The organism is Streptomyces sp. KLMMK (assembly GCF_036961605.1).
GTDB lineage: Bacteria > Actinomycetota > Actinomycetes > Streptomycetales > Streptomycetaceae > Streptomyces > Streptomyces telluris.
Window position 1 is genome coordinate 24,050 of the sequence record NZ_JBAMDC010000047.1, and the last position, 6,120, is coordinate 30,169.

Sequence of the window (6,120 nt, forward strand, 5' to 3'; positions counted from 1 at the left end):
TCCGTGGTGGGCCGTCAACACGCCCCAGGATCTCGCCGGGCTTGAACGCGCCTTTGCCGGACGGCGTCCGTCGGCCCGGGTCCGTGCCGTGCCCCTTCACGACCTTTTACGGGGCAGCCTTGGAGGCCGAATGGCGGTCCAGGACGGCCTCGACGATCCTCATGAGCCGCTCACCCGCGTGCTCGATGCTCCCGTTCGGGGTGCTACGGCGCGGGTACCCCCGCCATGTCCGTCCCCCTGGAGGCCGACCCCGCCACCGGACTCCCCGTCGGCATCCAGTTCGCCGCGGGATACGGACGCGAGGACGTCCTCTTCCGTCTCGCCGGCCAGCTGGAACAGGCCGCGCCACGGCCACGGCCACGGCCACGGCGATGGCAGGAGCCCTGTGGCAGATGGCCACCCCGGGAACCGCACCGCGCCGCCTTTACGCGTCGGACCCGGATCTCGCCCACGCCGTCGTCGACGCCGCTCCCCGGCTGACCGGCATCCTGCGCCCGGACCGGCCGCTCGTGGAGGCGAGGCCGGCCCGGGCGTCAGGGAGTCAGCAGTGGGGGATGCCCTTCTGCGGGTCCCCCTTGGTGTCGACGTTGCCGCCCCAGACCCACACGCCGGGGCCCAGGTGGCGATTCATGGGCTTGCCCATCCAGACACCGCCCTCGTACCAGACGTTGGTGTGCTGGCCGCCGGAGCTGACGTCCTGCCCGCGGGTCCAGCAGTCGATGTCGATGTAGGCGCCCCGGCCTGCCGTGCCGTAGACACGGCTCTTCAGCTTCGGGGCTCCACGGACGTTGCTGTGCAGGTCGATGGTGTACCTGTCCTCCACCTTCACCGAAGCGGACGAGGCGGATGCGGACGGGGCGGGCGTGGCCTGAGCGACGCCGACCGCGGTGCCCGTCATGAGGATGGCCGCGGCGGCCGTGCAGGCCCGTAAGACTCTGTTGCGAGAACGAGGTGACACGGTGTTCCTCCTGAAGGAGTATCTGGTGCTCCTGCGATTCCTGGATGTATCAGGGCGTCAGGAGATGTAGACCTTGGTGGGCTTGGGCCCCTGCTGTCGTGGACGCCGCCTCGCACGCGGCCATGTCCTGGCCGGCCGGGGTCGCGGCGTCAGTCCCACGGATGGCACTGGTCTCGCACCGGGGTGCCGGAGGCGTTGCCGAGGCACACCCGGGCCTGGACGTCCTTGATGGGTTTACGGGAGCCGTACCACTGGGCCACGATCCCGTCGTTGCCGTCGGTGCAGTCGACGGCCGGTGAGCGGTAGTGCCAGTGATCGGCCCACTTGCCGCCGTCCTTGACGTGGTAGCGGATCTGCGTGACCGCGCAGTATCCGTCACGCGCGTGGTCCCTCGTCCACGCTTGGACACCGACCTTGGTACCGGTCCACTTGATGTGCGCGCCGCCGTCGGCCCGCTGCGTGGAACCACCGACCCAGCCCGAGGCCCAGCGTTCGTTCTCGGTGGTGCCGTACGACAGGGCGGGCCGCCAGTCGTCACTGCTGTGCGCCTGCGCGCCGCCCGCAGCGGTCAGCAACAGGGTCGCGGCACCGGCCAGGGTGAGCATTTTCCCCCGCATGATCGGTCCTTCCCACGTGTGGTGATACCGGTTGCGCCGGATCGTCGGGGTCGCCGGACTGCTCCTCAGGGCCACGTGCCCGGCCTGCTCTCCCTCTCGCTGTCACCGCTGAGGTGCTGCGATCGAGGGAAGCGGTACCGGCAGCCGCCCCCGTGTCCAGCTGCCGGCGTTGCCCAAACTACGGGCCCGGGCCACCGCGCACATCGGGGCTATCCCTGAGTCGCTCCGGCGCCGATGGATACGGGTGGGACTGGTCGAGGCGTCCGCGACCATCAGGGCGCCTCCTTCGGCCTGCACCTGCCGGCCGCGCGCAGGACTCCCTACTTCGAGGCCGTGCTCCCCAGGGATGAGGCCGCCCCGTGCCCCGAGGAACCGCTCCACGTCGTGGACAGCCCTCGTGGCTGGGGCACTCCGGGGCAGCTGCTGCGCCTGGTGGAGCTCATCCGGGAGCGCGGCCCGGTCGCCCGGGACGCGGACGCGGACGCGGCTCTCGCTCTGAGCGAGGCGACGGGCCTGAGCCGTCCCGCTGCGGCCCTCGTCCTGGCCGGCAACCCCGGCTCGGGCAGCTACCACCAGCCCTTCCTCGACGAGTACGAGCGCGCAGCGTTCGGCTTCAAAGCGGGCGAACTCGAATCGGCGCGCGCCGAGTTGTCGATGCTGCACGACGACGACCGGCTCGACCTGCTCGCCGACGTGACGCCCGCGGACCCCGAGGGCCCATGGAGCACCTGGCAGTCCGCGGTCGCCCTGCAGACCCGGATGCCGGCGACCCACCTGTGCCACCTGTTCCTCGACCCGGCGAACGCCGCCCTGCCACCTACCTGCGGGTCTGGCCCTGCCCGCCCGAGCACCGCCACCTGCGCACCGCATGGGACGTCATGGGCGACTACGACGCCGCAACCGTCGCGGACGCCGCCTTCGCAGGCCTGCCGTGGGCGTACGCGGACCTCCCCGCCGGCGACCCCGTACGCACCGGAGCGCCGGAGGTCGTCCACCACCTGCGCAAGGTCCTGGCCGACCGCGACTCACCGGCCCGGGTCCTCCACTCGGGCGTCGCCCGTGGCAACCGCGGAAGCCGACGCCTGGAGTGGCTGACCGACGGCACCTGTGACCGCGTCACAGCCCGCATCACCGCCGACGACCTGCCTCCCGGCCGCTACGAATCCGACCCCCGCGCCTGCGCCCCCGGCCTGGTCGCCGACGTCACCGCCACCCTCGACCTGCCCGAGGACGCCGCCACCCTCTACCCCCAGCTCCTGCTGCTCCCCGTGCCCTCGGACCGTAACGTGCGGCGCTGGAACGCCTGGACACCAGCCCGCCACAAGGCGGCCGCGGCAGAGCTGGTGGCGCGCGGCCTGGTGGTAGAGGAGCGCCGGGCCCGCGCGGGACGCACGCTCTGCCTGCCCGGCCCGTGGGCGCACGCCAAGAAGCCGCTGCCTCCCATGGAGTGCTGGAAAGCGCCCCTGACCCGTGCAGAGCTGAGCGCCGACGGCAGCCAAGTGGAGGCCTTCGACCTGCTCCCGGGCACGCTCCCCGAGCTGTTCACCGAGGCCTGGCGGCTGGTCGGCAGGGGGAGGGGCCGACGGCACTGACCGGGCCCAAGAACATACGGGGCTGCGCACTGGCTGCACCGCCGGACGGCGGGAGCCGCCACGCGTCACAGTGGCTCTCGCTCTCGCATCACCCAATAGAGGTGTTTCAGAGCGAAACCCCTTTCGAACGGGGTACGGCGCGAGAGCCTGCGCTCACGACCTCGGGGACAGTCGGACAGGGGGAAACTCGTGAGTTCACGCAAGCGACTTGCCGTGCTGGCGGCGGCACTGGCCGCCACCTTCGCGGTCGCAGTCCCAGGCGCCGGGGCGGCCGAACCCCGAGTACGTGCGGAGAGGGCCCCGGCGGCGGTCGGCCCGTTCCAGGTCAGAAACCAAGGCACCGGCCGTTGCATGGGCTTCCCGTCCGGTGACGACCGCGTGCGGGTATGGGACTGCACCACGCAGGCGTACCAGCTCTGGGACCTGGTCGCCGACGGCCGCGGCCGCTACCACATGGTCAACCGCAGGAACGGCACGTGCCTTGCGGGCTACGCGCAGGGCCCGAGCGGCTGGGCGACCTGGCTGTCGACCTGCGACAGCAGCTTCACCAACGTCGACCAGCTCTGGTACGTCGACCCGGCGACCCAGTCCGAACCTGCACGCATCGCGAACCTCTTCGGCCGCGTCCTCGAGCCCGACCGCGGCTGGGGAGGCGCGAACGAGTCGCCCGTCGTGACCAACGACAACCAGGGACTGCCGAATCAGAAGTGGTCCCTCAAGTACATCCTGTGAAGGCCGTCCGGCCCTGAAGTTCCGCTCCACGCTCTTCGGAGAGTGACCTGGTGTCTCCGGTGCGGCTGCCCTCCCGGAGCCCGCACCGGAGACACCCGGCCGCGCGGTTGCCCCCGTCAGGCCGCTGAGCCGAGGCTTTTACTGCCCGCGAGTACGCCGCCGAAGCCGCCCGGGACCATGACGCCGCACGAACCGGGGGGCGGATTGCCGTCACCCGGCCCGGTCACGAGAAGATCTCCCATAGGCGTGCTGACGTATCCGATCAGGCCTTCTTGACCACGCTGGACTTGAGCTGCATGGCGCCGAAGCCGTCGATCTTGCAGTCGATGTCGTGGCCGGCCACACCATCCACGAGGCGGATGTTGCGCACCTTGGTGCCTGCCTTGATCCCGGTCGGATGGCCCTTCACCTTCAGGGTCTTGATCACTGTGACCGTGTCTCCGTCGGCGAGGACATTGCCGACCGCGTCCTTGATCACCCCGTCCTCGGTGTCGCCCGCGGGATCGGCGGCCGTGGGAGACCACTCGTGGCCGCACTCGGGGCAGACCAGGAACGCGCCCATTTCGTAGGTGTACGCACTGGAGCATTCGGGGCACGGAGGCAGGTTCTCGATCACCCCTCCACTGTAGCCCGGGGCCCGCAAGGATGACGAATTGCAGAATTTTTCAATTCGCTACATGATGGTTTGGCTGTGCCGGCAGGTGGCCGCGGGCACAGCGTCGGACGTTGCCTCCACGCAGGAGGCTCGGCGAGGCGAGAGGCTGAGGGTTCCGTGCCGGTTCCGCTGTATCAGGCGAAGGCCGAGTTCTTCCGGATGCTGGGACACCCGGTCCGCATCCGGGTACTGGAACTGCTCCAGGACGGGCCGAGGCCGGTACGTGACCTGCTGGCCGAGATCGACATCGAACCGTCCAGCCTGTCCCAGCAACTGGCGGTACTACGCCGCTCGGGCATCGTGACCTCCACCCGCACCGGCTCCACAGTCGTCTACGAACTCGCCGGCGGCGACGTAGCCGAACTGATGCGCGCCGCTCGCCGCATCCTCACCGAGATGCTCAGCGGACAGAACGAACTGCTGGAGGAACTCCGCGGCGCCGAAGCGGAGGCTTCGCGGTGACGTGGCGCCGCAAGCGCGCGTCGCCGGCGGCAGTGTGTGCGGGTTCCTCTCCTGTGTGGCGGCGCGTCCTGACGGTTCCGCTGGTTCCGGAGGCGGTGCGGCAGGCACGTCACGATACGACGACGGCGCTTTCGGAGTACGGGCTCCGCCCGGACTCGGCCTTCGCCGGCGCTGCCCTGCCGGCGGTGAGCGAGCTGGTCGCGAACGCCGTGCGGCACGCAGCCGACCAGTCCCCCACAGCGGATGTGACCATCGCGGCCGGGGACGGTCAGCTCGTCGTCGGCGTAGCCGACCAGGCCCCGCGTCTTCCCGTTCCGTCCCCGGCAGGGGTGGGGGACGGTCTTCGGACCGTCGCTGACCTCGCCGCCGCCTACGGCGGCACGCTGACTGTGGAACCTGCCGTACACGGCTGCGGCATCCTCTCCTGCTGTACGGGCGTCAGATCGGCAGGGAGATCCAAATGGTCTTGCCGCCGCCGTCGGCATCCCGCAGCACTGTGCAGCTGCCGCACAGCTCCGCGGTCAGCTCGGCGATGATGCGGAGCCCGCCGGCGCCGGCCGCGAAGCGTGCCGGGTCGGGCTGGTGGGGGTGACGGTCGTGGACACCGAAGGCAAGGGTCTTCGGACCCGCGGCGTAGGTGACGGTCACCTGAGGTGAGACGGCTGCCGTGTGCCGGACGGTGTTGGTGACGAGCTCGCTGAGCATGAGCAGTGCCGGGCCGAAGGCCTGGTGGCGGGGGTTGATGCCCCAGGATTCGACGTAGATCATCTCGGCGGTGCGGCGGGCCAGGGCCACCGAGGCGGGCACGGTGGGGCAGACAAGCACAGACCGGAACGGCAGGGAAGCGGACAGTCTCATGAAGCCGTGGACCGGGTCGTGCCGCCGGGGGCCGGGGTGCGGACGATCAGGCGCCGCTCACCGGATACGTCGAACATGCGGCGGAGCGAGGAAGAAGTGGTCATCGGGAAGACTCCTCGGTGATCACGGCTGCGGGGGCGTGCGGGCGCGCCTGGGCCGGGACGGCAGGGGCAGGGGCAGGGGCAGGGGCAGGGGCAGGGGACAGGATTCCGGCGCCGCGCAGGTGGCTGCGCGCGGCGGCGACGG

The 6,120-nt window shown here is 70.8% G+C and carries 8 protein-coding genes and 2 pseudogenes; 6 read left to right on the forward strand and 4 right to left on the reverse strand.

Going from position 1 to position 6,120, the window contains the following annotated elements:
- Positions 1-210 precede the first annotated feature (210 nt).
- A pseudogene (locus V7793_RS38210) lies at positions 211-375 on the forward strand (amidase); the annotation flags it as partial.
- A pseudogene (locus tag V7793_RS11510) lies at positions 357-491 on the forward strand (TetR/AcrR family transcriptional regulator); the annotation flags it as partial. The pseudogenes V7793_RS38210 and V7793_RS11510, both read left to right, overlap by 19 nt.
- A gap of 50 nt (positions 492-541) precedes the next feature.
- Here the strand turns inward: V7793_RS11510 and V7793_RS11515 are convergent.
- Together V7793_RS11515 and V7793_RS11520 are read right to left on the reverse strand one after the other, a co-directional pair.
- Entirely contained in the window at positions 542-958 is a 417-nt protein-coding gene (locus V7793_RS11515) for a hypothetical protein (protein ID WP_336005298.1), read from the reverse strand.
- Between the two features lie 149 nt (positions 959-1,107).
- Entirely contained in the window at positions 1,108-1,575 is a 468-nt protein-coding gene (locus tag V7793_RS11520; RefSeq protein ID WP_336005281.1) for a hypothetical protein, read from the reverse strand.
- A gap of 776 nt (positions 1,576-2,351) precedes the next feature.
- Here V7793_RS11520 and V7793_RS11525 point away from each other — a divergent pair.
- Complete coding sequence (locus V7793_RS11525; RefSeq protein WP_336005282.1) at positions 2,352-3,167, forward strand: hypothetical protein; 816 nt, start codon at positions 2,352-2,354, stop codon at positions 3,165-3,167.
- A gap of 213 nt (positions 3,168-3,380) precedes the next feature.
- Positions 3,381-3,899: an RICIN domain-containing protein gene (locus V7793_RS11530; RefSeq protein WP_336005293.1), complete on the forward strand. Its 519-nt coding sequence runs from the start codon at positions 3,381-3,383 to the stop codon at positions 3,897-3,899.
- Between the two features lie 262 nt (positions 3,900-4,161).
- On the opposite strand, the gene V7793_RS11535 is transcribed toward V7793_RS11530, so the two are convergent.
- Positions 4,162-4,515 (reverse strand): zinc ribbon domain-containing protein YjdM, encoded by a 354-nt coding sequence (locus tag V7793_RS11535; protein ID WP_336005285.1) that lies wholly within the window; start codon positions 4,513-4,515, stop codon positions 4,162-4,164.
- 156 nt (positions 4,516-4,671) lie between these two features.
- On the opposite strand from V7793_RS11535, the gene V7793_RS11540 reads away from it, so the two are divergent.
- Together V7793_RS11540 and V7793_RS11545 are read left to right on the forward strand one after the other, a co-directional pair.
- Entirely contained in the window at positions 4,672-5,016 is a 345-nt protein-coding gene (locus V7793_RS11540) for an ArsR/SmtB family transcription factor (protein ID WP_336005288.1), read from the forward strand.
- 53 nt (positions 5,017-5,069) lie between these two features.
- On the forward strand, positions 5,070-5,552 hold the full coding sequence (locus V7793_RS11545) for an ATP-binding protein (protein WP_336005290.1): 483 nt from the start codon (positions 5,070-5,072) through the stop codon (positions 5,550-5,552).
- On the opposite strand, the gene V7793_RS11550 is transcribed toward V7793_RS11545, so the two are convergent.
- Positions 5,455-5,874 (reverse strand): ATP-binding protein, encoded by a 420-nt coding sequence (locus tag V7793_RS11550; RefSeq protein WP_443057883.1) that lies wholly within the window; start codon positions 5,872-5,874, stop codon positions 5,455-5,457. The genes V7793_RS11545 and V7793_RS11550 overlap by 98 nt on opposite strands.
- Positions 5,875-6,120 lie beyond the last annotated feature (246 nt).

Coding starts and splice junctions, on each gene's coding strand:
- V7793_RS11520 (WP_336005281.1), bottom strand. CDS start 1,575: ATGCGGGGGAAAATGCTCACCCTGGCCGGTGCCGCGACCCTGTTGCTG.
- V7793_RS11550 (WP_443057883.1), bottom strand. CDS start 5,874: ATGAGACTGTCCGCTTCCCTGCCGTTCCGGTCTGTGCTTGTCTGCCCC.